Raw genomic sequence first — 25,656 nt, forward strand, 5'->3', positions numbered from 1 at the left:
GCCGCCTCCCGTTCTCCGCATGCGCCGTCGAACATAGAGAGCGGCGGCGTGCCCGGATTCGCATCCACCGCTTCTCCGCATGCTTTTCCGGCGGGGCATTCTCCTGGCCATTCGCCCGGCGATTGACAACGATGTCTTGACAACACGTTCACCACTTGAAACTTTCTTGAGTGATCGGGTTTGACAACGTTGTCAACGAGCCCGCGCACGAAAGGTGACCCCGGTGAAGCGCCCTCTCATCACGGCGGTCTTATCGCCCGTCGTCGCACTCCTCATCGCCACCCCAGCCGCCTACGCACTCGCATCGGGACCGGGCCCCGAGCCCGTCCCCAACCCGGGGCCGTCCGGCACCCCCGCCCCCGGCCCCTCCTACAGCCCGCCGCCCGGCCCCGCACCGGCCGAGCCCCCACCGCCCGAGCAGGCACAGCGCAGGGCCGCCCAGGACGGCCAGACCCTGGCCAAGGACGAGGGCGCGGCCTTCGCCTCCTCCTTCGAGCCCGGCGACCCCGCACCGGCCTGGACCGACACCTCCGAGAAGTCCTCCGGCGTGACCGGCGCCATGCCCGGCATCATCGAGGGCAGCATCGTCGAGAAGATCGCCCAGGTGACCGCCAGCGGCGAGAACGCCGGCGGCGGCGAGGTCCGCGAGAACCTGGCCGACAGCGACGCCACCACCAAGTGGCTGGTCTTCTCCGGCACCGGCTGGGCCGCGTACGCGCTGTCGGAGCCCGTCGCGGTCACGCACTACGCGCTGACCTCCGCAGACGACTCCCCCGAACGCGACCCGCGCGACTGGGAGCTGCAGGGCTCGCAGGACGGCACGACCTGGACGACGCTCGACACCCGCACCGGCGAGACGTTCACGGCCCGCCACCAGCGCAAGGAGTACCGCTTCCCCAACACCACCGCCTACGCCCACTACCGGCTGAACGTCACCCGCATCGGCGACGGCTCGACACTGCAGCTCGCCGAGTGGGAGCTGTCCGACGGCGGCACGGGCGCGCCGCCGCCCAGCGACATGCGCAGCCGGGTCGGCACCGGCCCCACCCGCGGACACACCGCCAAACCGCGCGCCGGCTTCACCGGCCTGCACGCGCTGCGCTACTCCGGCGGCACCACCACGAAGAAGGGCGGGCACGCCACCAACAAGGTGTTCGACGTGGACATCCCGGTCACGCCCACGACCGAGCTGTCCTACGTGGTCTTCCCCGAGTTCACCGGCGCCGACCTGCGCTACCCCAGCACGTACGTCTCGATCGACCTGGCCTTCGCAGACGGCACCTACCTCAGCGACCTGAAGGCGACCGACCAGCACGGCGTCCGGCTCGACCCGCGCGCGCAGGGCGAGTCGAAGACCCTCTACGCCGACCAGTGGAACTACAAGCGGTCCAGGATCGGCGAGGTGGCCAAGGGCAGGCGCATCAAGCGCATCCTCGTGGCCTTCGACACGCCCGCGGGCGAGGCCGGCTTCCGCGGCTGGGTGGACGACATCAGGATCGTCTCCGAGCGCAAGCGCGGCCCGTACGAGGGGCGCGACCACCGGCGCACCTCGCCCTCGCAGTACGTGGTCACCACCCGCGGCACCCACTCGACCGGCGGGTTCTCGCGCGGCAACACCTTCCCCGCCACGGCGGTGCCGCACGGCTTCAACTTCTGGACGCCGATGACCGACGCCGGCTCGACCCGCTGGCTGTACGAGTACCACCGCGGCAACAACGCCGCCAACCTGCCGGAGATCGAGGCGTTCACGGCCAGCCACGAGCCGAGCCCGTGGATCGGCGACCGGCAGACGTTCCAGTTCATGCCGTCGGCCGCCGAAGGGGTGCCGGACCCGTCGCGCACCGCCCGCGCGCTCCCCTTCCGCCACGAGCGCGAGGTGGCGAGCCCGCACCTGTACGCGGTGACGTTCGACAACGGGCTGAAGACCGAGATCGCGCCCGCGGACCACGCGGCGCTGGCCCGCTTCACCTTCCCCGGCGACGCCGCCAAGCTGATCTTCGACAACGTCGACGACCGCGGCGGCCTCGCCCTCGACGTGGAGAACGGCGTGGTGACCGGCTACTCCGACGTGCGCACCGAGTCGTCGAACGGCGCGGGCCGCATGTACTTCTACGCCGTCTTCGACCGCCCGGTCACCGGCGGCGGCAAGCTGACCGGTCAGGGCCGCGACAACGTGCTCGGCTACCTCGCCTTCGACGCGGGCAAGAGCCGCCAGGTCAGCATGCGCATCGCGTCCTCGCTGATCAGCGTGGAGCAGGCGAGGAAGAACCTCGAGCTGGAGATCTCCGCATCCGACACCCTGGAGAAGGTCAGCGAGCGCGCCCGCAAGGCGTGGGACGCCAAGCTGGGCGTCATCGAGGTGGAGGGCGCGAGCGAGGACCAGCTCGTCACGCTCTACTCGAACCTGTACCGGCTGTTCCTGTATCCGAACTCGGCGCACGAGAACACCGGCACCGCCGAGCGGCCCGTCTACCGGCACGCCGTGCAGTCCTCCACCTCCACCGACATCCCGGCCGAGCCGCGGGTGGCCGACGGGAAGGTGTACGTCAACAACGGCTTCTGGGACACCTACCGCACCACCTGGCCGGCGTACGCGCTGCTCACGCCGAAGGCGGCGGGCGAGATGGTGGACGGGTTCGTGCAGCAGTACCGGGACGGCGGCTGGATCGCCCGCTGGTCCGCGCCCGGCTACGCGGACGCGATGGTCGGCACCAGCTCCGACGTCGCCTTTGCCGACGCCTACCTCAAGGGCGTGCCCGGCTTCGACGCGAAGGAGGCGTACGAGGCGGCGGTGAAGAACGCCACCGTCACGCCGCCCACCCGGCACGTGGGCCGCAAGGGGCTGTCCACCTCGGCGTTCCTCGGCTACACGCCGATCCAGGCGACCGGCGAGGCCATGTCGTGGGCGCTGGACGGCTACATCAACGACTTCGGCATCGCCAACATGGCCAAGGCGCTGGCCGCCCGTGCCAAGGGCGCCGAGCGCGCCCGCTACCTGGAGGAGGCCGAGTACTTCACGAACCGGGCGCTCGGCTACGTGCACATGTTCGACCCGGCGACCCGCTTCTTCCAGGGCCGCAACGCCGACGGCTCCTTCCGCCGCCCGCCGCAGGAGTACGACCCGCGCGTCTGGGGCTTCGACTACACCGAGACCGACGGCTGGAACATGGCCTTCCACGTGCCGCATGACGGCGCCGGCCTGGCCGCGCTCTACGGCGGCAGGGACGAGCTCGCGGCCAAGCTGGACGCGTTCTTCGCCGAGCAGGAGACGGCGCTGTTCCCCGGCTCGTACAGCGGGATCATCCACGAGATGCGCGAGGCCCGCGACGTGCGGATGGGCCAGTACGGGCACAGCAACCAGCCCTCGCACCACATCCCGTACATGTACGACTACGCGGGCCGGCCGTGGCGGGCACAGGCCAAGGTGCGCGAGGCGCTGTCGCGGCTGTACCTCGGCAGCGAGATCGGCCAGGGCTACGCCGGCGACGAGGACAACGGCGAGATGTCGGCCTGGCAGGTGCTCTCGGCGCTCGGCCTCTACCCGCTGCAGATGGGCAGCCCGTACTACGCGATCGGCTCGCCGCTGTTCGAGAAGGCGACGCTGCGCCTGGAGAACGGCAAGAAGCTGGTGATCAAGGCGCGCGACAACAGCGCCCGCAACGTGTACGTGCAGGGGCTGAAGGTCGACGGCAGGCCGTACGGCAAGACGTACCTGCCGCACGACCTGCTCGCCAAGGGCGGCGAGCTGGAGTTCGAGATGGGGCCGCGGCCGTCGCGCTGGGGCACCGGCAAGGACGCCGCGCCGCCGTCGATCAGCCGCAGTGACCGGGTGCCCGAGCCGCTGGGCGACCTGACCCGGCCCGGCGACGCACCGGCCGAGGTCGCGGCACTGTTCGACGACGACTCCACGACGCGGGCGGCGTTGCCGGAGACGGTGACGTACACCTTCGGCGAGCGGCGGCGGGCCGCCTTCTACACGCTGACCTCCGGCGATGAGGAGGCCGGCGACCCGGCCGGCTGGGTGCTCGAAGGCTCGAACGACGGCACCCGGTGGACGGTGCTGGACGAGCGGTCGGGCGAGACGTTCGCGTGGCGGCTGCAGACCCGGCCGTTCAAGATCGCCAAGCCGGGCTCGTACGCGCAGTACCGGATCAGGTTCACCGGCGGCACGTCACTGGCGGAGATCGAGCTGCTCGCGCCCGCTCCGCCGGACACCTCGCCGATCGTGCTGACCGCTCCCCCGGCGGTGGCCGGGCGCGGCGAGCAGGTGAGCGTGCCGGTGACCGTGGCCAACCACTCCGGCGGGTCCGCCAAGGGGCAGGTCGTCGCGGCCGTACCCGAGGGCTGGACGGCCGAGCCCGCGTCGGCGGCGTTCGGGCCGCTCGCCTCCGGGGCCTCGCAGACGGTGACGTTCCGGGTGAACGTGCCGGCCTCGGCCGCGCCCGGCGCGCACCGCCTACGGTTCTCCACCGCCGGCACCGGCCTCGGCGCCGCCGGGAAGCAGGTGACGATCACCGTGATCGGCGACACCGTGGAGTTCACGCCCGGCACCGCGGCGGAGGAGCCGTGGCTGCTCGACGAGGACGGCTCGCAGCTCGACGGCGAGGTCTTCGACGGCCGGGCCCGCTTCACCGACGGCGACAGCCACGCCGTCTACCGCTTCGCGCTGCCGTCCGGCGTGCGCGGCGGCACGCTCACGCTGGACATCGGCAACCAGTTCCTCGTGGACGTCTCCACCGACGGCGAGAACTGGCGGACGGTGTTCCGGGAGAGCGAGAACGTCCGCGACCTGTCCAACCGCTCGCCCCGCACGCTCGACCTGGACGAGCTGCTGGGCGACGGCCACACCTTCTACCTGCGGATCGGCGACAGCCGCCCGGAGGACGGCTGGGGCTCCTGGCTGGCCCACGTCCGCCTCGACCTGACCACCTGACCCGGGATGGGATTGCCCGCCGCCCGACCCGCGCGGCGGGCTCCCACCCTCGCGGGAGCCCAGGCACGGCACCTCCCCGCACCCCTCCGTGCACGCCCCGCCGTCTCGATCACCCCGACAGCCACTCCACATCCCACGGCCCTCGTCTCACGCCCACCCTCGCCCCTCGCGCCCCGCGCCCTCACCCCCGCACGCCCCTCACCCTCGCGTCACGCGCACCCTCACTCCGGGCCCTTCATCTCGCGCGCCGCCTCCCCTCGCACCCCGCGTCACGCGCCTCCCCTCACCCTCGCGTCACGCGCACCCTCACTCCGGGCCCTTCATCTCGCGCGCCGCCTCCCCTCGCACCCCGCGTCACGCGCGTCCCCTCGCGCCGCGTCACGCGCACCTTCGCCCCCTCGCGCGCCTCCCCTCGCATCATGCGCCAGGCTCCTGGCGCCGCTCACGCCGCGCGAACCCTGCGCCCCCAGCAGTCGCGTCACGCCTCTCACGTCACGCTCAGCGCCCTTATGGCCGCTCCCGCTCCCGCTGCTTTCGAGATCGGTTCGACGGCCGAGCGCGTCTCCGCTTCGAAGCCGTTCGAGGCCGGCACCCTCCGCCCTCGTCCCCGGACCGTGCTCCCCGAGCATCACCGCAGTGACGGACAAATACCAGAAAGCATTCGTTATTCGCCCGCAATAAGCATACAATCGGCATTTTATTTTAGGCTGCTATGATGGTTTTGCAATGGTGAATTGCGCGCTTAACATCAGCGTTCCCGAACAATTCCCGAAAGGAACGCACCCTACATGCGAGACGCGCAACCAAGCCAGACCGCGCTCATGGCCGCCGCCGCCCGCGCCGCCCATCTCATCGTGGACGCCGAGCCGTTCCTTTTCCGCGACACCCTGGCCGCCCGGCTGCTCGGCGGCGCGGCCGACGAGCCGATCGGCTACCACCGCCGCTTCGGCGAGCATCCCATCCTGGCCGGCACCCGCGCCCAGGTGACCACCCGCAGCGCCTACACCGAGCGGCGCGCGGCGAAGGCGGCCGAGGCGGGCGTACGCCACCACGTGCTGCTGGGCGCGGGCCTCGACACCTACGCCTGGCGGGCGCGACCGGAGGTCCGGGTGATCGAGGTGGACCACCCGGACACCCAGCGGTGGAAGCGCGAGCTGATGGCCGCGGCGGGCCTCGATCAGCCGCAGGGGCCGGCGTTCGCGCCGCTCGACTTCGAGACCGGCGACCTGCCGCGGGCGCTGCGCGCGGCCGGGCCGGGCGACGGCGAGCCCGCGTTCGTGAGCTGGCTCGGCGTGACCATGTATCTCACCGAGGAGGCCGTCGCGGCCACCCTCGGCGTGCTCGGCCGCCTGCCGGCGGGCAGCGAGCTGGTCATGGAGTACGCCCTGCCGCCCGGGCTGCGCGACGGGCGGGGCGCCGCGTACGCCGAGCAGGCGGCCGGCGCGGCCGCGGAGCGCGGCGAGCCGTGGCTGTCGTTCTTCGCCCCGGACGACCTGACGGCCCTGCTCAAGCGGCACGGCCTGGAGGTGACGGAGCACGTGCGGCAGGCGGACTGCGTCGATCCGGCGCTCTGGCAGCGCGGCGACGCGCTGCGCCCGTCGGACGTGTGCCGCCTCGTGCACGCCAGAGTGACCGCCTGACCCGCGAAGGGCGGAAGGTCCAGAAAAGGTACGCGTTCGGCCTGGTGAGCGGCGCGGCGTCCGGTCGCGCCGCTTTCCCGTTGCTACGCTCTGCACCTGAATGGTGACGTTTCGTATGGTGAGGAGCTCGTTGTGAAGGTCGCCTGCGTCGGCGGCGGACCCGCCAGCCTGTATTTCTCCATCCTGATGAAGCGGGTGGACCCCTCCCACGAGATCACCGTCTACGAGCGTTACCCGGCCGGCGCCACCTACGGATGGGGGGTGACGTACTGGGAGGAGCTGTTCGACTACCTGCACGAGGTCGATCCCGAGTCCGCGCGCGCCATCGGCGAGTCGTCGGTGCGGTGGGACAGCTGGGTCGTGCACGTGCAGGACCGCGCCACGGTCGTCGTCGAGCACGGCGACGAGGGGTTCGGGGTCGGGCGCCGGCGCATGCTCGACATCCTCGCCGCACGGGCCACGGAGCTCGGGGTGCGCATCGAGTACGAGCGCGAGATCACCGCCGAGACGGAGTTCCCGGACGCCGACCTGGTGGTGGCCGCCGACGGGATCAACAGCGTGCTGCGCGAGCGGGACTCCGGACACTACGGCACCGAGGTGTCGGTCGGCCGCAACATGTACATGTGGCTCGGCACCACCAAGGCGCTCGACGCGTTCACCTTCGCCTTCACCGAGACGCCGCACGGCTGGATCTGGGGCTACGGCTACGGTTACGACCCGGGCCACAGCACGTTCATCGTCGAGTGCGCGCCGGAGACCTGGCGGGGCCTGGAGCTGGACACGGCGAGCGAGGCCGACGGGCTGGCCAAGCTGGAGAAGCTGTTCGCCGAGGTGCTGGACGGCCATCCGCTGCTCACCCGCAGCGAGGGCGGCGGCAGCGCGCGCTGGCTGAACTTCCGCACGCTGACCAACCGCAGGTGGTACCGCGGCAACGTGGTGCTGCTCGGCGACGCCGCGCACACCACGCACTACTCCATCGGCGCGGGCACCGCGCTGGCGCTGGGCGACGCCGCGTACCTGGTGGACGCGCTGCACGCCGAGCCCGATCTGGAGCGCGCGCTGGCCCGCTACGAGCGCGAGCGCCGCGCGGCCATCCGGGTCTCGCAGCGGGCGGCGCGCAACAGCTCCCGCTGGTACGAGAACGTGCCCCGCTACATCGACCTGCCGCCGAAGCAGATGGTCGCGCTGCTGAACGAGCGGCACTCGCGGCTGCTGCCGCTGCTGCCGCCGCGCCTGTACTACTTCCTGGGCCGGTCGGCGCAGAACCTGTCGCTGCTGGCCGCCAGGCTCATCCCCGGCGGGCGCCGCCCGATATCGGAATGAGGTGACCCGGCCTGCGGGGGCGGCGCGTGGCCCGGCCGGCGAGGAACGCCGCCAGCAGCGCCGAGCCGACCAGGACCGTCTTGGGGCGGGTCACGGCTTTCGTGACCCGCTTCGTGATCCGCCGGCCCATGCCGGGCTTGGGCGATGCGGCCGTCCTCGCCAGCCTGACGGCCCGGTCCATGCCGCGCTTGTCGCTCCGCAGCTGCGTCTTCATGCTTTCCCCCCGCGATGTTCGGCGGCACGACTACCCAGGCCGCCGCCGTCCATGCGGGGCACGAGCACGAGAGACGGCGACGACGGCGAGCAGGCGATGAGCGTCCATGCGGCGCTTTCGATGGCGTGAGGTCCCAGGGCCGGTGGGGTGTGTGGCGCCCGGGGTTCAGGTGCCGGTCTGCGCGGGAGGCTCGGCGAGATGGCGGGCGAGCGCGAGCGTGCGGCGGGCCCTGGCGACGACGGGGGCGTCCACGAAGCGGCCGTCGGGCAGCGCGACCGCGCCGAGCCCGGCCTGCTCGGCCCGCTCGGCCGCGGCGACGATCTCGGCGGCCCTGGCCGTCTCCTCCTCTCCGGGGCGGAAGGCCCGCCGGATCGCGGGGATCTGGCGCGGGTGGATGGCGGTCCTGCCGAACAGGCCGATCGCCCGTCCGGCCCGGCAGGAGGCGAGCAGGCCCGCCTCGTCCTTGACGTCCGGGTAGACCGACATCGGCACCGGGGGCAGCCCGGCCGCGGCGGCGGCGAGCACGACCTGCAGCCGCAGGTGGTTCATCGCCTGCTCGTCGGCGATGCCGAGCTCGTTGGCGAGGTCCTGCTCGCCGAGCGCCACGCCGGCCACGCGCGGGTGCGCGGCGATCTCGTGGGCGTTGACGATGCCGGCCGCGGATTCGAGCAGCGCGTACGCGGGCGCGCCGGTCAGCGCGTCGAGCACGGCGGTGGACTCGACCTTCGGCAGCCGCACGGCGTCGGCCAGATCGGCGACGGCGGCCAGGTCGTCGCGGCCGCGCGCGGTGGCGGGGTCGTTGACCCGCACGTGCAGCACGCCGCCGTCGGGCCTTTCGCGCAGGTAGGCGACGGCGTTCTCCCTGGCCTCGTCCTTGCGGGCCGGGGCGACCGCGTCCTCCAGGTCGATGATGACGACGTCCGCGCCGGAGGCGACGGCCTTGCCGAACCGCTCGGGCCGGTCGCCCGGGACGTACAGCCAGGTCACCGGCGGGCGTTCGGGGGCGCTCACGCGATCACCCCGTCCTCGCGCAGCCGCGCGATGCGGTCCTGCGGATAGTCGAGATCGCCGAGCACCTCGTCGGTGTCGTGGCCGAGCGGGCGGCCCGGCCAGCGGATCTCGCCGGGGGTGTCCGACAGGCGGAACAGCACGTTCTGCATGGTGAGCGAGCCCAGCTCCTCGTCCGGCACCTCGACGAACGTGCCGAGCGCGGCGTACTGGGGGTCCTCGGCGATGTCCCTGACGTCGTAGATGGGGGCGACGGCGGCCTGCACCTCCTCGAAGGCGGCGATGACCTCGTCGGCGTCGCGCTCGGCGATCCAGGAGGCGACGGCCTCGTCCAGCTCGTCCACGTGCTGCACCCGGCCGTGCCCGGTGGCGAACCAGGGCTGCTCGACCAGGTCGGGCCGGCCGACGAGGGTCATCACGCGCTCGGCGATGGGCTGGGCGCTGGTGGAGATGGCCAGCCAGCGGCCGTCGCGGGTGCGGTAGGTGTTGCGCGGGGCGTTGCTGCTTGAGCGGTTGCCGGTGCGCTTCGGCACGATCCCGAGCGCCTTGTACGCGGTCATCTGCGGCCCGAGCAGCCCCAGGATCGGCTCGATGATGGCCATGTCGATGACCTGGCCGCGCCCGGTGCGCTCGCGGGCGTGCAGCGCGACCATGATCGCGTACGACATGGCCAGGCCGGCGATGCCGTCGGCCAGGGCGAGCGGCGGCAGGGTGGGCGGCCCGTCGGGCTGTCCCGTCATGGCGGCGAAGCCGCTCATGGCCTCGGCGAGCGTGCCGAAGCCCGGCCGCTTGGCCATGGGACCGAACTGCCCGAACCCGGTCATCCTGGCGACGATGAGCCGGGGGTTGAGCGCGAGCAGGTCGTCGGGCGCGAGGTTCCAGCGTTCGAGCGTGCCGGGACGGAAGTTCTCGATCAGGACGTCGGAGCGTTCCACGAGGCGGCGCAGGATCTCCTGGCCCTCGGGGCGCGACAGGTCGACGGCGGCGGTGCGCTTGTTGCGCGACAGGGTCTTCCACCACAGACCCACGCCGTCGACCGAGGCGCCGTGCCCGCGCGAGGGGTCGCCCCGCTTCGGGTGCTCGATCTTGATCACGTCGGCGCCGAAGTCGCCGAGCATCATGGCGGCGGAGGGACCGGCGAACAGGGTCGCCGCGTCGATGACCCGCAGGTCGTCGAGGCTCATCATGGGTATGTAACTTATAAGAAATAAGTCATAGGTCAACCATATGGTCATGTTGCGAGACACTTAGGGATATGTCAGACACCGAGCCGCGGCCGCCGATGAGCAAGGCCGACTACGTCTACACCGTCCTGCTGGAGGAGATCCGTTCGGCGCGGATCCCCGGAGGGACCGCGGTCAGGGCCGCCGAGGTGGCCAAGCGGCTCGGGGTGTCGGTCACGCCGGTGCGCGAGGCGCTGCGCAGGCTGGAGAAGGACCGGCTGATCAGCTACGAGCCGCACCACGGCGCGACCGTGGTGGACCTGGGCGACGAGGCGCTGGCCGAGTACTACGGGCTGCGCGCGGTCGTCGAGGGGCTGGGCGCGCGGCTGGCGGCGGCCAGGATCACCGCCGGCGAGCTGGCCGAGCTGCGCGAGCTGCACGCCGCGATGGAACGCGACGCCGCCGAGGGCAGGAACGACCGGCTCGGCGAGCAGAGCCGCCGCTTCCACCTGCGCATCGTGGACATCGGCGGGCCCGCGTTCCTCGGCGGGCACGCCAGGTCGGTGCGCAATAGCTTCCCCGTGCCCGCCGAGGCGTCGCTGTGGCTGGACGAGACGCAGGTGCGGGCGCAGCTCGACGCGCACGAGGGCATTTTGGCGGCGCTGGAGTCCGGCGACGGCGAGACGGCCGAACGCATCATGATCGACCACGTCCAGGCCGCCGGCGCCTACCGCCGGCGCCACTGACGGACGGCCTCGGAATCAGCCGGGCAGGGAGTTCCTGATCTCGTCGAGCACGTCGGCGGTCGCGTCGACCGGCAGCGCCGACAGCGACAGCCGGGCGAACGCCTGCTGGTGCTCCTCGACCCGGCGCCGGTCCTCGACGACGACCGGCGCGTGCAGCAGGTGCAGCACCAGCGCATCCGGCCGGTCCGGCTCGGCGAAGCGCAGCAGCGTGAACGGCGGCCCCTGGTAGAGGTAGCCGCTCTCGGCGACCGGCCGGGCCACCTGCAGCGCGATGTGCTGCTGCTTGGTGGCCGCGGTGAGCGCGTCGAGCTGCGCGCGGCGGTCCTCGGGCCGGCTGAGCGGCGGGTCGAGCAGCGCCGTACGGTCGATGACCGCCCACAGGCGCGGCCCGCGCTCCCGGTCGAGCAGCCGCTGCCGGGTGGCGATCATCCCGGCCCAGGCGGCGGCCTTCTCGTAGGTGGCGCCGGGCAGCAGCCCGGCCAGCGCGGCCGACAGGGCGTAGGCGGGGGTCTGCAGCAGGGCCGGGATCTGGTGGGGGCAGTAGGTGTAGATGATCTGCGCCCGGTCCTCCAGCTCCAGGAACGCCGACAGCCGCAGCGGCACGCCGGGGGCGTCGTACCAGCCGGGCGCGCGCTCCTCGCGCAGCAGCGCCAGCACGCGGGAGGCGTGCTCGCCCTCGCCGTACAGCTCCAGCAGCGTGCGCACGGTGGCCTCGCGGGGCGCGACCAGCCCGTGCTCGATGCGGAAGATGGTGGAGGTGTTGAGACCGGCGGCGTCGGCGGCGGACTTCATCGACAGCCCGGCCTCGACGCGCAACGCGGAGAGACGGGCCGCCACAACGCTCAGCTGCATACGTCTGTCACAACCACCGATGACAAATATCAGCGTTTACACCTGGTCTATTGCAACAGGGTGACGGGTGATGCACGATGGCCACTCTAGTGGCCCGACCCCGAATGCATACGCCGATCCGAAAGGCAGGGACTGTTGGCGGACGCCTGGACACTCCAACCCGACTACCGGACTCCCCCGGTCCCCACTGAGACGGACCTCCCGCCGGGCCCGTGGCGCCACCCCGACGACGGCCAGATCATGAACGGCACCTACGAGCGGCCGCTGCCCAGGCGCCAGATGGAGGTGGTGACCGTCTGGTACGGCTACGCGCTGAGCCGCTGGTGCGGGCCCCGCATGCCGCGCTTCTCCAGCCCCATGGTGTCGCCCTGGAACCCGGTGCTGGCCCAGGGCATGGCGGTCGATCCCGGCGCGCCCGCGCCCTACCGCGACGAGCTGTGGTGCGACCGGTGGATCGCCGAGGCCCTGCTGTACGGGCGCAAGCCGTACGGCGCGTTCACGCTGCCGGTGGAGGAGGCGCTGCGCTGGTTCGCCAAGAGCGGCGGCACGAACCTCGTCTACCAGGCGCGGGCCGAGGGCGACGTGGTGCGCGTGGTGGCGGGCACCTCCGAGCGCTACGGGCAGCTGTTCGACCTCGACGCGCTGATCGCCGACTACCGCGAGGCGCTGCCGAAGGAGCTGGCCGACCGGGAGGCGGCGGCGCTGGAGGAGCATCGCGCGCTGTCGCCGGCGCTGTCGTACGTGCTGTCGGAGCCGGCCGAGGAGCTCTTCGCGCGGGCGGCGCTGTCGGTGCGCGGCCTGACGCTGGGTTATCCGCCGCGCGAGACGGCGGCCAGGATCGCCGCGAGCGCCGCCGCATGACCGGCCCGGCGATCAAGGGCGTGCTGTTCGATCTGGACGGGACGCTGCTGGACCATCGCGGCGCGGCCGACGCGGCCATCGCCTCCTGGGCGGCCGGGCGTTTCCCCGGGCATCCGCGGCTGGCGGAGGTGCCGGCGTTGTGGGCGGCGCTGGAGGAGCCGTACCTGGCGATGTGGCGCGCGGGCCGCTGCACCGTCGGCGAGCAGCGGCGGCTGCGGCTCTCGGCGCTCTGTGCCGAGCTGGACGTGCCCGCCCCCGGCGATCTCGACGCCGCCTACGGGGAGTTCCTCGTCCGCTACCGGCGTTCCTGCCGGGCCTTTCCCGACGCGGCGGACGCGGTGGCGGAGCTGGCCGGGTTCGCACTCGGCGTGCTGACCAACGGCGGGCAGCGCGCACAGGAGGCGAAGGTCCGCGCGATCGGGCTGGAGGGCAAGGTCGGTCCCGTGCTGACCGGCGAGGTGCTGGCGGGCCGCTTCAAGCCGGATCCGGAGGCGTACACGCGGGCCGCGGCGGCGCTGGGGCTGGCGCCGCAGGAGGTGCTGCTGGTCGGCGACGACGTCGTCAAGGACGTGACGGGCCCGGCCGCGACGGGCATGCGCTCGGTCTGGCTCGACCGGCTGGACGCCGGCGGCGGCCCTGAGGGGTTCCCCAGGATCACCTCGCTGGCCGGGCTGGCGCCGTTGCTGCGGTCCTGACCGGGGCGCCACGACAGGTTGACACATTTGTCAGGACATTCTGACCTGGGTTAAGCTGATCAGCATGACCGCCAACCTGGCCATCGACCTCGACCGGTCAAGCCCCGTGCCGCTGTACTTCCAGGTGGCCGAGCAGATCGCCGAGGCGATCCGGCGTGGCGACCTGCCCCCGGGCTCGCGGCTGGACAACGAGATCCTGCTGGCCGACAAGCTCGGCCTGTCGCGGCCCACCATCCGGCAGGCCATCCAATATCTGGTGGACAAGGGCCTGCTGGTGCGCAAGCGCGGCGTCGGCACGCAGGTGGTGCACGGCCAGGTCAAGCGCTCGGTCGAGCTGACCAGCCTCTACGACGACCTGCGCAGGGCGGGCCAGGAGCCGGCCACGCAGGTGCTGGTGCTGGAGCCGCGCCCGGTGGAGGAGGACATCGCCGCCATCCTCGGCGTGGAGCCCGGCTCGCAGATCCTCTATCTGGAGCGGCTCCGCTTCGCGGCCGGCGAGCCGCTGGCGGTGCTGCACAACTGGCTGCCGCTGGGCCTGGCCCAGCTCACCGCGGCCGACCTGGAGAGCCGCGGCCTGTACGAGCTGCTGCGCGGCGCGGGCGTGCGCATGCGGGTGGCCAACCAGCGCATCGGCGCGCGGGCCGCCGGGCAGGCCGAGGCCAGGCTGCTGCAGGAGCGCAGGGGCGCGCCGCTGCTGACGATGGTCCGCACCACCTACGACGACCAGGGCCGGGCGGTCGAGCACGGCTCGCACGTCTACCGCGCCTCCCACTACTCGCTAGAGGTCACCCTCATCGAACGCTGAGGCCGCGCGGCGGCGCAGGTAGAGCGTGGTGCACACGCCGATGACGACGGCCGCGCCGAGCCCTGCCCAGGAAAAGCCCTTGAGCCATTTCTCGGCGACCAGCCCGAGGTAGTAGATGACCGCGGTGGTGCCGGCCGCCCACACGATGCCGCCGAGCACGTTGGCGACGGCGAAGCGCCAGTACGGCATGCGCAGCGCCCCCGCGAGCGGTCCGGCCAGGATGCGCAGCAGCGCCACGAACCGGCCGAAGAAGACCGCCCACATGCCGAAGCGGGTGAAGTAGTGCTCGGCCCTGCTGATGTGGCGGGGCCCGAAATGGCGGGGGAAGCGGCGGCCGAGCCGGGCGAACAGGGCGGCGCCGCCCTTGCGGCCGATGGCGTATCCGGCCGAGTCGCCGATGATGGCGCCCGTGCCGGCACAGGCGGCGACCCAGGCCGGGTGCACAACGCCCTTGGCGGCCAGGATGGCGCTGCTGACGAGGACGATCTCGCCGGGCAGCGGGATGCCGAGGCTCTCCAGGCCGATGACGAGGGCGACGGTGGCGTACAGCCAGCCGGCGGGGATCGCCTGCAGCCAGTCATCGATGTGCATCTCGAAAACCCTAGCGCCGTCTGGACGCTGCTCGAACCGTCCGTATTAACCGGAGGTTCCGGGGTCATTACGTTCGTTTCTGTAGGCCCGTGCCCCTTGGCAAGGAACCATCCCGACTTCTAGGGTGCAGTGCAATGCCACACATTACTTGGATGGTTCATGACGTCTGAGCAGGTCACGCCACGAGCCGGCGCCGTGTGCACGGCCTCTGGGGCCGTACGCCCGCTCCCGGGAGTGCGGATCACCGGCGGTCTGCTGCACCACTTCCGGGTCCGCAACAGCACGGCCACGATCCCGCACACCATCGAGCAGCTCCGCGCGGCGGGCAACGTGACCAACCTGAGCCGCCTCCTGGAGCCGGACCCTCCGCCGTACCGGGGCCGCTACCCCTTCCTGGACACCGACCTCTACAAGACCCTGGAGGGGCTCGCCTACGACCTCGGCGACGGCACCGCGGAAGACGGGGTGCGCGGCTTCTACGACGAGGTCGTCTCCCTGCTGGAACGCGTGCAGGCCGCCGACGGCTACCTCAACTCGTTCTTCCAGGACCCGGCCGCCGCCAAGAAGCCGTGGGAGGACCCGGCCTGGGGCCACGAGCTGTACACGCTGGGCCACCTCATCCAGGCCGCCGTGGCCGCGAGCCGCCGCATGGGCGACGACCGGCTGCTGCGCATCGCCCGCCGCTTCGCCGACCTGGTGACCGAGCGCTTCGCGGACAGCGGCCTGGACGGGCATCCCGAGGTGGAGATGGCGCTGGTCGAGCTCTACCGCGAGACCGGCGAGCGCGCCTACCTCGACCTGGCCGCCGCGTTCATCGACCGGCGCGGCTCCGGGCAGCTCACGCACAGCATCTTCCCCGGCGACTACTTCCAGGACCACGTGCCCTTCCGCGAGCTGCCGTCGGTGACCGGTCACGCGGTGCGGATGGCGTACCTGGCGGCCGGAGCGGCGGACGTGCTGCTGGAGACCGGCGACCCCACGCTGGAGCAGGCGCTCACGCGGCTGTGGGACGACATGGTCGCCACCAAGCTCTACATCACCGGCGGGCTCGGCAGCCGCCACTCCGACGAGGCCATCGGCGACCGCTACGAGCTGCCGTCCGAGCGCGCCTACGCCGAGACCTGCGCCGCCATCGCGCTCATGCAGTGGGCCTGGCGCATGTTCCTCGCCAGCGGCGGCGCAGGGTACCTGGACGTGTTCGAGCGGGTGCTCTACAACGCCTACGCGGTCGGCCTGTCCGCCGACGGCCGCGCGTTCTTCTACGACAACCCGCTGCAGCGCCGCCCCGACCACGCCCAGCGCAGCGGCGCCGAAGCGGGCGGCGAGCCGCTGCGCCGCGCCTGGTTCGGCTGCCCGTGCTGCCCGCCCAACATCGTGCGCTGGATGGCGCAGCTCGCCGACTACGTGGCGGCCGAACGCGACGGCGCGCTGCTCATCGCCCAGTACGCCACCGCCCGCGTCGAGACGGCCGCACTCGACCTGGACATGGAGACCGGCTACCCGTGGGACGGCGACGTGCGGATCACCGTCCGCCGCGCCCCCGCAGGACCGTACGCCGTGGCGCTGCGCGTGCCCGGCTGGGCCCGCGGCGCGACCGCCACCGTCAACGGCGAGGCGTGGAGCGGCGCGCCGGACGGCGGCTGGCTCACGATCGAGCGCGCCTGGTCGGCGGGCGACGAGGTACGGCTCACCCTGCCGATGCCGGTCAGGGCGCACGGCTCGCACCCGTACCTCGACGCCACCAGGGGCGCGATCGCGCTGGCCCGCGGCCCGATCGTCTACTGCGTCGAGCAGCACGACAGCCCGCAGGCCGCCGTGGACGACCTGCTGGTCGGCGTGCCGGAGGCCCTCGAGGCCGGCGTCGAGCGGCGCGACGAGCTCGCACCCGGCGCGGTCGTGCTGAACGTCACCGCGCGCACCGCTCCCCCGCCCCCGCCCGAGCTCTACCCCGAGCTGCCGGCCACCGAGACTCCTCAGCCCCGGACGCAGGTTCCGGTGACCTTCGTCCCCTACTTCCTGTGGGGCAACCGCGGCCCCGCGGCCATGCGGGTCTGGGTCAGGACCCCGAACACGACCAACGGAAAGAAGGCGACATGAGACGACCGGCGGCGCTCGCCAGCGCCACGATGACCGTCGTGCTGGCACTGTCGGCATGCGGCGGCGGAGCGGCCCAGAGCCCCGGCGGCACGGGCGCGACCGGCACCTCCGCCAGCCCCGCCAAGGGCGGCATCGTGCACGTACTGGCCAACGCGGACTTCTCCCACCTGGACCCGGCGCGCGGCTTCGACGGCGGCGTCAACAACTTCTACCGGCTCATCTACCGGGGCCTGACCACGTTCGGCGCCGGGCCCGGCGAGGAGGGCACGAAGATCGTCCCCGATCTCGCCACCGACACCGGCACCCCGTCCGACGACGCCAAGACCTGGACCTTCACCCTCAAGGACGACATCTTCTTCGAGGACGGCACCCCCATCACCAGCGAGGCCGTCAAGTTCGGCTTCTCCCGCGCCTTCGACCCCGAGGCCGGCATCGGCTCCCCGTACGGCCGGCTGCTGCTGGACGCCCCCAAGGACTACAAGGGCCCCTACCTGTCCGGCGACCTCGACACGATCGAGACCCCCGACGACAAGACCGTCGTCATCCACCTCAAGAAGCCGTACGCCGACTTCCCCAGCGCGCTGGCGCTGCCCAACTTCACGCCCTTCCCCAAGGGCACCGGCGCGGGCGCCGCCTTCGACAGCGAGCCCATCGCGAGCGGGCCGTACAAGGTGGCCTCCTACCAGCGCAACGTCTCGCTGAAGCTGGAGCGCAACCCGCACTGGAAGCCAGAGACCGACACCGTGCGCTCGGCCAGGCCGGACGGCTTCGAGTGGACCTTCGGCCTGGACCCGGCCACCATCGACGAGCGCATGCTCGCCGGGCAGGGGACCGACGCCGACGCGATCGGCCCCAGCATCCAGGCGGCCACCGTGGCCCGCGTGCAGGCTCCGCAGATCAAGGCGCGCACGCTGTCCGGCCTCAACGGCTGCACCACCTACATGGGGCTGAACACCACCAAGAAGTACCTGAAGGACGTGCGCGTCCGGCAGGCCATCAACCACGCCATCGACAAGGACACCATCGTCGCCGCCCTGGGCGGCTCCACGCTGGCCGAGAAGGGCACCTCCATCCAGCCGCCCACCGTCGCGGGCCGCGTGGACTACGACCCCTACCCGTACGACGTGGAGAAGGCCAAGCAGCTGCTGGCCGAGGCCGGCCTGTCCGGCGGCTTCTCGCTCACCCTCGACACCAGGGCGCAGCCGAAGATGGCCGCCGTCTCGGTCGCCGTGCAGGAGTCGCTGAAGAAGATCGGCATCGACGTCAAGATCAACAACATCGACGCGTCCACCTTCTACGAGGTCATCGGCACCCCCGCCAAGCAGAACGACATGGCCGTCACCGGCTGGTGCCCCGACTGGGCGTCCGGCGCGACGTTCCTGCCGCCGCTGTTCGACGGCCGCAACATCACCGCCAAGGGCAACGCCAACATCGCCCAGATCAACGACAAGGCCGTCAACGCCAGGATCGACGAGATCGCCGCGATGACCGACGTCGATGAGGCCAACGCCGCCTACGGCGAACTGGACAAGCAGATCATGGAGCTGGCCCCGGTCGTGCCGCTGGCCTACGAGAAGCTCATCCTCGTCAACGGCGCCAACATCGCCGGCGCCTACCAGCACAACTCCTACTCCGGCGGCGTCGACCTCGTCTCCGTCGGCCTCAAGGACCCGACGAAGTAGATGACGGTCGCAGCGCATCCAGAGCAGCAGGTGGCGGGCGGCGCGCCCGCCACCTCGGGCCGGCGCGTCCTGCGCGTGCTGCTGCGCGATCGGGGCGCCGTGCTCAGCGGCGCCTACCTCGCGCTGATCGTGCTGATGGCGGTCTGCGCCCCGCTCATCACCGCGATCACCGGCCACGGCCCCAACGACTTCGACACCGCCGCGGTCGACACCGACCTGGGCGGCGTCCCGTACGGTGCGCTCGGCGGCATCAGCGCCGATCACCCGCTGGGCGTCGAACCGCAGAACGGCCGCGACATCCTCGCCCGCATCGCCTACGGCGCCCGCGTCTCGCTCATCATCGCCGCCTCGGCCACCGCACTGACCACGCTGCTCGGCGTCGTGCTCGGCATGCTGGCCGGGTTCTACCAGGGCTGGGTGGACCAGGTGATCTGCCGGGTCATGGACTTCCTCATGGCCTTCCCCGCGCTCATCTTCATGATCGCCATCCTGTCGGCACTGCCCCAGGGCAACCGGCCGGTGCTGCTGGTCGTGGTGATCAGCGTGTTCGGCTGGCCGTACCTGGCGCGGGTGGTGCGCGGGCAGACGCTGACGCTGGTCAACCGGGAGTTCGTGGAGGCCGCACGGGCCTCGGGCGCCTCCACGGGGGCGCTGGTGTTCAAGGAGATCCTGCCCAACCTGCGCAGCTCCCTCATCGTCATGACCACCCTGGCCGTGCCCGGGTACGTCGGCACCGAGGCCGGGCTGTCGTTCCTCGGCGTCGGCGTCACCCCGCCCACCCCGTCGTGGGGCCAGATGATCTCCAGCTCGGTCGGCTGGTACGCCGTCGACCCGATGTACTTCGTCATCCCCGGCGGCTTCCTGTTCCTCACCGTGCTGTCGCTGACCGTGCTCGGCGACCGGATCAGAGCCGCCTACGACGCGGGGGAGGCCGCATGATGGCCCGTTACGTGGCCGGCCGGCTGGCCGGCGTCGTGGTCATCCTGTTCCTGGTGTGCCTGTTCACGTTCGTGCTGTTCTTCACCCTGCAGCCCGACCCGGCCGTGATGATCTGCGGCAAGACCTGCACGCCGGAACGCATCGACCAGATCCGCGGCGTGCTCGGCCTCGACCGGCCGTTCCTCACCCAGTTCTTCGGCTTCCTCGCCGGCATCTTCGCCGGGCGCGACTACGGCGAGGGCGCCAACCTCGTCCACTGCCCCGCGCCCTGCCTCGGCTACAGCTTCCAGACCAACCAGTCCGTCATGGAGATGGTGGTGGAGCGGCTGCCGGTCAGCGCCACCGTCGCCATCGGCGCCGCCGTGCTGTGGCTGCTCGTCGGCATCGCCGCCGGCCTGCTCAGCGCCGTCAAGGAGGGCACCTGGATCGACCGCACCGCGATGGGCCTGGCGCTCGGCGGCTCCAGCATCCCCAACTACGTGCTGGCGCTCGCCCTGCAGTACGTGCTCGTCGTCCGGCTCCAGGTGCTGCCGTTTCCGCAGGCGGTGGCGTTCTCCGACGACCCGCTGACGTGGTTCCAGTCGTACCTGATGCCGTGGATCGTGCTGGCCACCGGCTACGCCTGCCTGTACGCCCGGCTCACCCGCGCCAACGTCATCGACACCCTGGCCGAGAACTTCATGCGCACCGCAAGGAGCAAGGGCCTGCCGCCGCTGCTGACCATGCGCAGGCACGCCCTGCGCCCGGCGCTCACCCCGATCGCCACGATCTTCGGGATGGACTTCGCCGGCCTGCTGGGCGGCGCGCTCATCACCGAGACCGTGTTCGGGCTGAACGGCGTCGGCAAGATGGCCGCCGACTCCATCGCCAAGAACGACCAGCCCGTCATCATGGCGGTCACCCTGCTGGCGGCGTTCTTCGTGGTGGTCGGCAACGTCGTGGTGGACCTCGTCTACACCCGGCTCGACCCGAGAGTGAGGATCACGTCGCCATGAGCGAGCTGCTGGAGGTGGAAGACCTCACCGTCACGTTCCCCACCACGCGCGGCCCCGTGGACGTGGTCAGGAACGTCTCCTTCACCGTCGGCAGGGACGAGACCGTCGGCATCGTCGGCGAGTCGGGCTCCGGCAAGTCGATGACCAGCCTGGCCGTCATGGGCCTGCTGCCCAAGGGCGCCAGGACCAGCGGCAGCATCCGGCTGGACGGCGTCGAGCTGCTCGGCCGCCCCGAGCGCGAGCTGCGCAGGCTGCGCGGCGACCAGATGTCGATGATCTTCCAGGACCCGCTGTCGTCGCTCAACCCGTACTACACGGTCGGGCTGCAGATCGAGGAGATGTACCGCGCGCACCGCGACCGGTCGCGCAAGGCGGCGCGCAAGGTCGCCGTCGAGGCGCTCGCCCAGGTCGGCCTGCCCGACCCCGAGCGGCGTGCCGGCCACTACCCGCACCAGTTCTCCGGCGGCCAGCGGCAGCGCATCATGATCGCCATGGCGCTGGTGTGCCGGCCCAAGCTGCTCATCGCCGACGAGCCCACCACCGCCCTGGACGTCACCGTGCAGGCCCAGATCCTGCGCCTGCTGGCCGACCTGCGCAGCCAGAGCGGCACCGGCATGGTGTTCATCACCCACGACCTGGCCGTGATCAGCTCGATCGCGACCCGCGTGCTGGTGATGCGCCGCGGCGAGCAGGTCGAGTACGGCACCGCCGAGCAGATCTTCGCCGAGCCCCGCCACGCCTACACCCGCATGCTGCTGGAGAGCATCCCCCGCATCGACGACGAGGTGGCCCCATGACGCTGCTGCGCGCCAAGGACCTCACCAAGAGGTTCGTCACCCGCGGCCCGCTCGGCGCCAAGACCGAGTTCACCGCCGTGGACCGGGTCGGCTTCGACGTACGGCTCGGCGAGACGCTCGCCGTGGTCGGCGAGTCGGGCAGCGGCAAGTCCACCACCGCCCGCATGATCGCCAAGCTGATGGACCCGACCTCCGGCACCCTGGAGTTCGACGGCGAGGACGTCACCCACGCCAAGGGCGAGGCGCTGACCCGCTTCCGCGGCAACGTCCAGGTCGTCTTCCAGGACCCGTTCTCCTCGCTCAACCCCCGCCACACCGTCGAACGCATCATCAACGCGCCCCTCATCTACCAGGGCCGCACCCCCAAGGGCGGCCGGCGCGCCTACGCCAAGGAGCTCATGGAACGCGTCGGGCTCAACCCCGACCACTCGCTGCGCTACCCCGCCCAGTTCTCCGGCGGCCAGGCCCAGCGCATCGGCATCGCCCGTGCCCTGGCCGTCAACCCCAAGCTGGTGATCTGCGACGAGGCCGTCTCCGCGCTGGACGTCTCGGTCCAGGCGCAGATCATCGAGCTGCTGCGGCGGCTGCAGCGCGAGAGCGGCTTCAGCTACGTGTTCATCGCCCACGACCTCGCCGTCGTGCGCCAGATCGCCCAGCGCGTCGCCGTCATGAGCAAGGGCCGCATCGTCGAGCTCGGCAGCACCGAGCAGGTCTTCGGCGACCCCCAGGACGAGTACACCCGCACGCTGCTGGCGGCCATCCCCCGCATCAACCCCGAGTGGGACCGCCGCAGGAGGGAGAACAGTTGATCACCGCCACCTACACCATCCCCGGCATGCGGGTGCGCGACCACGTCGAACGCGTCCCGCTCGACTGGTCCGACCCGGACGGGCCGGCGATCGAGGTGTTCGCCCGCGAGCTGGTGGACCCGGCCCGCGACCGCGAGGAGCTGCCCTGCCTGCTCTTCCTCCAGGGCGGTCCGGGCGGCAAGGCGCCCCGGCCGGTCGGCACGTCCGGCTGGCTCGGGCACGCGCTGCGGACGTACCGGGTGATCCTGCTCGACCAGCGCGGCACCGGCCGCAGCTCCCGCGTCGACGGCCGGCTGATGAGCACGCTCACCGCCGAGCAGGGCGCCGCCTACCTCGCGCACTTCCGCGCCGACTCGATCGTGGCCGACGCCGAGCACCTGCGCACGACCGTCTTCGGCGGCCGCCGCTGGTCCACGCTCGGCCAGAGCTACGGCGGCTTCCTCACTCTCACCTACCTCTCGCGCGCGCCCGAGGGCCTGAGCGCCTGCTACGTCGCGGGCGGCCTGCCCTCGCTCGACCCCGACGCCGCCGAGGTCTACCGCCGCACCTATCCGCGGGTGGCCGCCAAGAACGCCGAGTTCTACCGCCGCTACCCCCACCACGTCGAGACCACCGCCCGCCTGGCCGACCGGCTCGCCGAAGGCGACGTGCTGCTGCCCGACGGCGACGTCCTCACCGTGCGGCGGCTGCAGTCGCTCGGCATCGACTTCGGCATGAAACCCGGCTACGAGCGCATGCACTGGCTGCTCGACGAGTCCGACGGGCTGCCCGAGACGTTCCTGCAGCAGGTGCTCGCCCGCTCCTCCTACGCCGACAACCCGCTGTTCGCCGCCCTGCAGGAGAGCATCTACGGCTCGGGCCCCGGCGCCACCGCCTGGGCCGCGCAGCGCGAGCGCGAGCGCCACCCCGCCTTCGCCGAGGACGCACGGCCGCTGCTGTTCACCGGCGAGATGATCTACCCCTGGATGTTCGAGGAGATCCGCAACCTGCGGCCCTTCCGCGGCGCCGTCGAGCTGCTCGCCGCCCGCGACGACTGGCCGCCCCTGTACGACCTCGACCGGCTGGCCGCCAACGAGGTGCCCGTCGCCGCCGCCGTCTACTTCGACGACATGTACGTCGACTCCGGCCTGCAGCTGCAGACCGCCGCCCGGGTCGGCAACACCCAGGCCTGGGTCACCAACGAGTACGAGCACGACGGCATCGCCGACGAACGCGTCTTCGCCCGCCTCACCGAGCTCGTCCGCCAGATGGGAGGAGGAATCGCCGATGAGTGACCGCAGGCTGCCTCGGCTGTCGGAGGTCCCCGCGTTCGCCGAGTACATCGCCCAGGGGTGGGAGTCTCCCGCCCGCGCCCCCGACCTGGTGCCGGGGGCCGCGGAGGCGGCCGCCGCCCATCGCGCCCGCCTGGCCGCCGCGCTGCCCGGCCGCACCGTCGTGGTGGCCGCCGGCCGCGCCCCCATCCGCTCCAACGACACCGCCTACGACTTCCGCGTCGACAGCGACTTCTACTGGCTGACCGGCTGCGCCGCCGAGAACGCGATCGCCGTCGTCCGCGACGGCGAGGCCACCCTCTACCTGCCGCCGCCCGCCCGCCCCGGCGAGACCGGCTTCTACGCCGACGCCGCCTACGGCGAGCTGTGGGTCGGCCCCTCCCCCTCGCTCGCCGAGTGGTCGGCCGCGCTCGGCGTGACGGTGCTGCCGCTGCCCGACTACCCCGGCACACCCGGCGGCGCGCTCACCGCCGACGACGAGCAGCTGCGGCAGGTGCTCGCCGAACTCCGCATGATCAAGGACGACTGGGAGATCGCCCAGCTCCGCGAGGCCGTGGACCGCACCGTCGAGGGCTTCGCCGCCGTCGCCGCCGAGGTGCCGGCCGCCATGCGCGCCGGCGGCGAGCGCTGGCTGCAGGGCACCTTCGACCGCTACGCCCGCACCTACGGCAACGGCCCCGGCTACGCCTCCATCGTCGGCAGCGGCCCGCACGCCCCCACCCTGCACTGGGTGCGCTGCGACGGCCCCGTCCTGCCGGGCGAGCTGCTGCTGCTCGACATGGGCGTCGAGACCCGCTCCCACTACACCGCCGACGTCACCCGCACCATCCCCGCATCCGGCGGCTTCACCCCCGCCCAGCGGCAGGTGCACGACCTCGTCGAGCGGGCGCACCGGGCCGGGCTCGCCGAGGTCGGGCCCGGCAAGCCGTTCACCGCCTTCCACCACGCCGCCATGGAGGTCATCGCGCGCGGCCTGCACGACTGGGGCCTGCTGCCCGTCTCCGTCGACGAGGCCCTGTCCGAACACGGCCAGCACCACCGCCGCTACCTCGTCTGCGGCATCGGCCACCACCTCGGCCTCGACGTGCACGACTGCGCTCGATCCCGGCCCGAGGCCTACCACGGCGCCGACATGGCGCCCGGCATGGTGCTCACCGTCGAGCCCGGCCTGTACTTCCACGCCCACGACACCACCGTCCCGCCCGAGCTGCGCGGCATCGGCGTCCGTATCGAGGACGACCTGCTGGTGACCGCCGGCGGCGCCGAGAACCTGTCGGCCGCGCTGCCCATCACCGCGAGCGGCCTGGAGAGCTGGACCAAAGAGAGGACATCATGACCGCCCAGGCGAACGCTCCGGTCTGGCACGGCGTGCACGTCGCCGCCGCGCTGCCCTTCCACGACGACCTCACCATCGACTACGACGCCTACGCCGAGCACGTCCGCTTCCTCGCCGAGGGCGGCTGCGACGGCGTCTGCCCCAACGGCTCGCTCGGCGAGTACCAGACGCTCACCGCCGACGAGCGGGCCCGCGTCGTCCGCACCGCCGTCGAGGCCGCGCCCGACGGCTTCCACGTCATGCCGGGCGTGGCCGCCTACGGGGCGGCCGAGTCGCGGCGCTGGGCCGAGCAGGCCGCCGAGGCCGGCGCCTCCTCCGTGCTGCTGCTGCCGCCCAACGCCTACCGCGCCGACCGGCGGGCCGTCGTCGCCCACTACCGCGAGGTCGCCAAGGCCGGGCTGCCGATCGTCGCCTACAACAACCCCATCGACACCAAGGTCGACCTGACGCCGGAGCTGCTGGCCGAGCTGCACCATGAAGGGCTCATCGTGGCGGTCAAGGAGTTCAGCGGGGACGTGCGGCGCGCGTACCGGATCGCCGAGCTGGCCCCCGGGCTCGACCTGCTGATCGGCTCCGACGACGTGCTGCTGGAGCTGGCCATCGCCGGCGCGGTCGGCTGGATCGCCGGATACCCCAACATGATCCCCCGCGCCACCGTCGAGCTCTACCGGCTCGCGGTCGCCGGGGACGTCGAGAAGGCGCTGCCGATCTACCGCGACCTGCACCCGCTGCTGCGGTGGGACTCCAAGACGGAGTTCGTCCAGTCGATCAAGCTCTCGATGGACCTGGCGGGGCGTAAGGGCGGGCCCTGCCGCCCGCCCCGCGTCGCGCTCACCGCCGAGCAGGAGGCCCAGATCACCCGCCAGACCCGCGAGGTGCTCGCCAAGGGCTACCGCTGA

General features: G+C 72.1%; 21 protein-coding genes. 16 read left to right on the forward strand and 5 right to left on the reverse strand.

What is annotated here, in order from left to right:
* The first annotated feature begins 223 nt into the window (after positions 1-223).
* From ACGFIM_RS30505 to ACGFIM_RS30515, 3 genes are all read left to right on the forward strand, one after another.
* The gene (locus ACGFIM_RS30505; protein WP_393207093.1) at positions 224-4,933 is read left to right on the forward strand and encodes a GH92 family glycosyl hydrolase; all 4,710 of its coding nucleotides are present in this window, start codon (positions 224-226) and stop codon (positions 4,931-4,933) included.
* Positions 4,934-5,721: 788 nt separating this feature from the next.
* Positions 5,722-6,573 (forward strand): class I SAM-dependent methyltransferase, encoded by an 852-nt coding sequence (locus ACGFIM_RS30510; protein ID WP_393207096.1) that lies wholly within the window; start codon positions 5,722-5,724, stop codon positions 6,571-6,573.
* A gap of 132 nt (positions 6,574-6,705) precedes the next feature.
* On the forward strand, positions 6,706-7,896 hold the full coding sequence (locus ACGFIM_RS30515) for an FAD-dependent monooxygenase (RefSeq protein WP_393207099.1): 1,191 nt from the start codon (positions 6,706-6,708) through the stop codon (positions 7,894-7,896).
* On the opposite strand, the gene ACGFIM_RS30520 is transcribed toward ACGFIM_RS30515, so the two are convergent.
* From ACGFIM_RS30520 to ACGFIM_RS30530, 3 genes are all read right to left on the reverse strand, one after another.
* Positions 7,862-8,110, reverse strand: coding sequence for a hypothetical protein (locus tag ACGFIM_RS30520; RefSeq protein WP_393207102.1), 249 nt, complete (start codon positions 8,108-8,110; stop codon positions 7,862-7,864). The genes ACGFIM_RS30515 and ACGFIM_RS30520 overlap by 35 nt on opposite strands.
* Before the next feature lie 165 nt (positions 8,111-8,275).
* Positions 8,276-9,121, reverse strand: a complete 846-nt coding sequence (locus ACGFIM_RS30525; protein ID WP_393207105.1) for an HpcH/HpaI aldolase/citrate lyase family protein — start codon at positions 9,119-9,121, stop codon at positions 8,276-8,278.
* Positions 9,118-10,305 carry a CaiB/BaiF CoA transferase family protein gene (locus tag ACGFIM_RS30530; RefSeq protein WP_393207108.1) on the reverse strand — a complete coding sequence of 396 codons (1,188 nt, stop codon included), beginning with the start codon at positions 10,303-10,305 and terminating at the stop codon, positions 9,118-9,120. Before ACGFIM_RS30530 ends, ACGFIM_RS30525 begins: the two co-directional genes overlap by 4 nt.
* A 68-nt stretch (positions 10,306-10,373) precedes the next feature.
* Here ACGFIM_RS30530 and ACGFIM_RS30535 point away from each other — a divergent pair, with 68 nt between their 5' ends.
* Positions 10,374-11,027 (forward strand): GntR family transcriptional regulator, encoded by a 654-nt coding sequence (locus ACGFIM_RS30535; protein ID WP_393207111.1) that lies wholly within the window; start codon positions 10,374-10,376, stop codon positions 11,025-11,027.
* 15 nt (positions 11,028-11,042) lie between these two features.
* Here the strand turns inward: ACGFIM_RS30535 and ACGFIM_RS30540 are convergent, their stop codons facing one another.
* Positions 11,043-11,879 carry a helix-turn-helix domain-containing protein gene (locus tag ACGFIM_RS30540; protein WP_393207114.1) on the reverse strand — a complete coding sequence of 279 codons (837 nt, stop codon included), beginning with the start codon at positions 11,877-11,879 and terminating at the stop codon, positions 11,043-11,045.
* A gap of 240 nt (positions 11,880-12,119) precedes the next feature.
* On the opposite strand from ACGFIM_RS30540, the gene ACGFIM_RS30545 reads away from it, so the two are divergent.
* The 3 genes from ACGFIM_RS30545 to ACGFIM_RS30555 all read left to right on the forward strand — a co-directional run bounded on the left by ACGFIM_RS30545 (position 12,120) and on the right by ACGFIM_RS30555 (position 14,240).
* Positions 12,120-12,740 (forward strand): hypothetical protein, encoded by a 621-nt coding sequence (locus ACGFIM_RS30545; protein WP_393207117.1) that lies wholly within the window; start codon positions 12,120-12,122, stop codon positions 12,738-12,740.
* A complete protein-coding gene (locus tag ACGFIM_RS30550; protein ID WP_393207120.1) occupies positions 12,737-13,435 on the forward strand; it encodes an HAD family hydrolase in 699 nt (232 codons plus the stop codon). Before ACGFIM_RS30545 ends, ACGFIM_RS30550 begins: the two co-directional genes overlap by 4 nt.
* Positions 13,436-13,499: 64 nt before the next feature.
* Positions 13,500-14,240, forward strand: coding sequence for a GntR family transcriptional regulator (locus tag ACGFIM_RS30555; RefSeq protein WP_393207123.1), 741 nt, complete (start codon positions 13,500-13,502; stop codon positions 14,238-14,240).
* On the opposite strand, the gene ACGFIM_RS30560 is transcribed toward ACGFIM_RS30555, so the two are convergent.
* Positions 14,214-14,831, reverse strand: coding sequence for a DedA family protein (locus ACGFIM_RS30560; protein ID WP_393207126.1), 618 nt, complete (start codon positions 14,829-14,831; stop codon positions 14,214-14,216). The two genes, ACGFIM_RS30555 and ACGFIM_RS30560, sit on opposite strands and share 27 nt — an antisense overlap.
* A gap of 159 nt (positions 14,832-14,990) precedes the next feature.
* Here ACGFIM_RS30560 and ACGFIM_RS30565 point away from each other — a divergent pair, with 159 nt between their 5' ends.
* The 9 genes from ACGFIM_RS30565 to ACGFIM_RS30605 are packed head-to-tail and all read left to right on the forward strand — an operon-like array spanning position 14,991 to position 25,656.
* A complete protein-coding gene (locus tag ACGFIM_RS30565; protein ID WP_393207129.1) occupies positions 14,991-16,928 on the forward strand; it encodes a glycoside hydrolase family 127 protein in 1,938 nt (645 codons plus the stop codon).
* A complete protein-coding gene (locus ACGFIM_RS30570) occupies positions 16,925-18,610 on the forward strand; it encodes an ABC transporter substrate-binding protein (protein WP_393207132.1) in 1,686 nt (561 codons plus the stop codon). Before ACGFIM_RS30565 ends, ACGFIM_RS30570 begins: the two co-directional genes overlap by 4 nt.
* Positions 18,611-19,549 (forward strand): ABC transporter permease, encoded by a 939-nt coding sequence (locus ACGFIM_RS30575; protein ID WP_393207135.1) that lies wholly within the window; start codon positions 18,611-18,613, stop codon positions 19,547-19,549.
* On the forward strand, positions 19,546-20,544 hold the full coding sequence (locus ACGFIM_RS30580) for an ABC transporter permease (RefSeq protein ID WP_393207138.1): 999 nt from the start codon (positions 19,546-19,548) through the stop codon (positions 20,542-20,544). Before ACGFIM_RS30575 ends, ACGFIM_RS30580 begins: the two co-directional genes overlap by 4 nt.
* Positions 20,541-21,341, forward strand: coding sequence for an ABC transporter ATP-binding protein (locus tag ACGFIM_RS30585; protein ID WP_393207141.1), 801 nt, complete (start codon positions 20,541-20,543; stop codon positions 21,339-21,341). The genes ACGFIM_RS30580 and ACGFIM_RS30585 overlap by 4 nt, the downstream gene beginning before the upstream one ends.
* Positions 21,338-22,150: an ATP-binding cassette domain-containing protein gene (locus ACGFIM_RS30590; protein ID WP_393207144.1), complete on the forward strand. Its 813-nt coding sequence runs from the start codon at positions 21,338-21,340 to the stop codon at positions 22,148-22,150. Before ACGFIM_RS30585 ends, ACGFIM_RS30590 begins: the two co-directional genes overlap by 4 nt.
* Complete coding sequence (locus ACGFIM_RS30595; RefSeq protein ID WP_393207147.1) at positions 22,147-23,424, forward strand: alpha/beta fold hydrolase; 1,278 nt, start codon at positions 22,147-22,149, stop codon at positions 23,422-23,424. Before ACGFIM_RS30590 ends, ACGFIM_RS30595 begins: the two co-directional genes overlap by 4 nt.
* The gene (locus tag ACGFIM_RS30600; protein WP_393207150.1) at positions 23,417-24,757 is read left to right on the forward strand and encodes an aminopeptidase P family protein; all 1,341 of its coding nucleotides are present in this window, start codon (positions 23,417-23,419) and stop codon (positions 24,755-24,757) included. The genes ACGFIM_RS30595 and ACGFIM_RS30600 overlap by 8 nt, the downstream gene beginning before the upstream one ends.
* On the forward strand, positions 24,754-25,656 hold the full coding sequence (locus ACGFIM_RS30605) for a dihydrodipicolinate synthase family protein (RefSeq protein WP_393207153.1): 903 nt from the start codon (positions 24,754-24,756) through the stop codon (positions 25,654-25,656). Before ACGFIM_RS30600 ends, ACGFIM_RS30605 begins: the two co-directional genes overlap by 4 nt.

This window comes from Nonomuraea sp. NPDC049309, from assembly GCF_043196965.1.
In the GTDB taxonomy this organism is placed as follows: Bacteria; Actinomycetota; Actinomycetes; order Streptosporangiales; family Streptosporangiaceae; genus Nonomuraea; species Nonomuraea fastidiosa.

Excerpts from the sequence above, each read along its gene's own strand:
- ACGFIM_RS30590 (WP_393207144.1), top strand. The coding sequence starts at position 21,338 with ATGACGCTGCTGCGCGCCAAGGACCTCACCAAGAGGTTCGTCACCCGC.
- ACGFIM_RS30510 (WP_393207096.1), top strand. The coding sequence starts at position 5,722 with ATGCGAGACGCGCAACCAAGCCAGACCGCGCTCATGGCCGCCGCCGCC.
- ACGFIM_RS30585 (WP_393207141.1), top strand. The coding sequence starts at position 20,541 with ATGAGCGAGCTGCTGGAGGTGGAAGACCTCACCGTCACGTTCCCCACC.
- ACGFIM_RS30575 (WP_393207135.1), top strand. The coding sequence starts at position 18,611 with ATGACGGTCGCAGCGCATCCAGAGCAGCAGGTGGCGGGCGGCGCGCCC.
- ACGFIM_RS30520 (WP_393207102.1), bottom strand. The coding sequence starts at position 8,110 with ATGAAGACGCAGCTGCGGAGCGACAAGCGCGGCATGGACCGGGCCGTC.
- ACGFIM_RS30600 (WP_393207150.1), top strand. The coding sequence starts at position 23,417 with ATGAGTGACCGCAGGCTGCCTCGGCTGTCGGAGGTCCCCGCGTTCGCC.
- ACGFIM_RS30605 (WP_393207153.1), top strand. The coding sequence starts at position 24,754 with ATGACCGCCCAGGCGAACGCTCCGGTCTGGCACGGCGTGCACGTCGCC.
- ACGFIM_RS30530 (WP_393207108.1), bottom strand. The coding sequence starts at position 10,305 with ATGATGAGCCTCGACGACCTGCGGGTCATCGACGCGGCGACCCTGTTC.
- ACGFIM_RS30560 (WP_393207126.1), bottom strand. The coding sequence starts at position 14,831 with ATGCACATCGATGACTGGCTGCAGGCGATCCCCGCCGGCTGGCTGTAC.
- ACGFIM_RS30555 (WP_393207123.1), top strand. The coding sequence starts at position 13,500 with ATGACCGCCAACCTGGCCATCGACCTCGACCGGTCAAGCCCCGTGCCG.
- ACGFIM_RS30580 (WP_393207138.1), top strand. The coding sequence starts at position 19,546 with ATGATGGCCCGTTACGTGGCCGGCCGGCTGGCCGGCGTCGTGGTCATC.
- ACGFIM_RS30540 (WP_393207114.1), bottom strand. The coding sequence starts at position 11,879 with ATGCAGCTGAGCGTTGTGGCGGCCCGTCTCTCCGCGTTGCGCGTCGAG.
- ACGFIM_RS30550 (WP_393207120.1), top strand. The coding sequence starts at position 12,737 with ATGACCGGCCCGGCGATCAAGGGCGTGCTGTTCGATCTGGACGGGACG.
- ACGFIM_RS30545 (WP_393207117.1), top strand. The coding sequence starts at position 12,120 with ATGAACGGCACCTACGAGCGGCCGCTGCCCAGGCGCCAGATGGAGGTG.
- ACGFIM_RS30570 (WP_393207132.1), top strand. The coding sequence starts at position 16,925 with ATGAGACGACCGGCGGCGCTCGCCAGCGCCACGATGACCGTCGTGCTG.
- ACGFIM_RS30535 (WP_393207111.1), top strand. The coding sequence starts at position 10,374 with ATGTCAGACACCGAGCCGCGGCCGCCGATGAGCAAGGCCGACTACGTC.
- ACGFIM_RS30565 (WP_393207129.1), top strand. The coding sequence starts at position 14,991 with ATGACGTCTGAGCAGGTCACGCCACGAGCCGGCGCCGTGTGCACGGCC.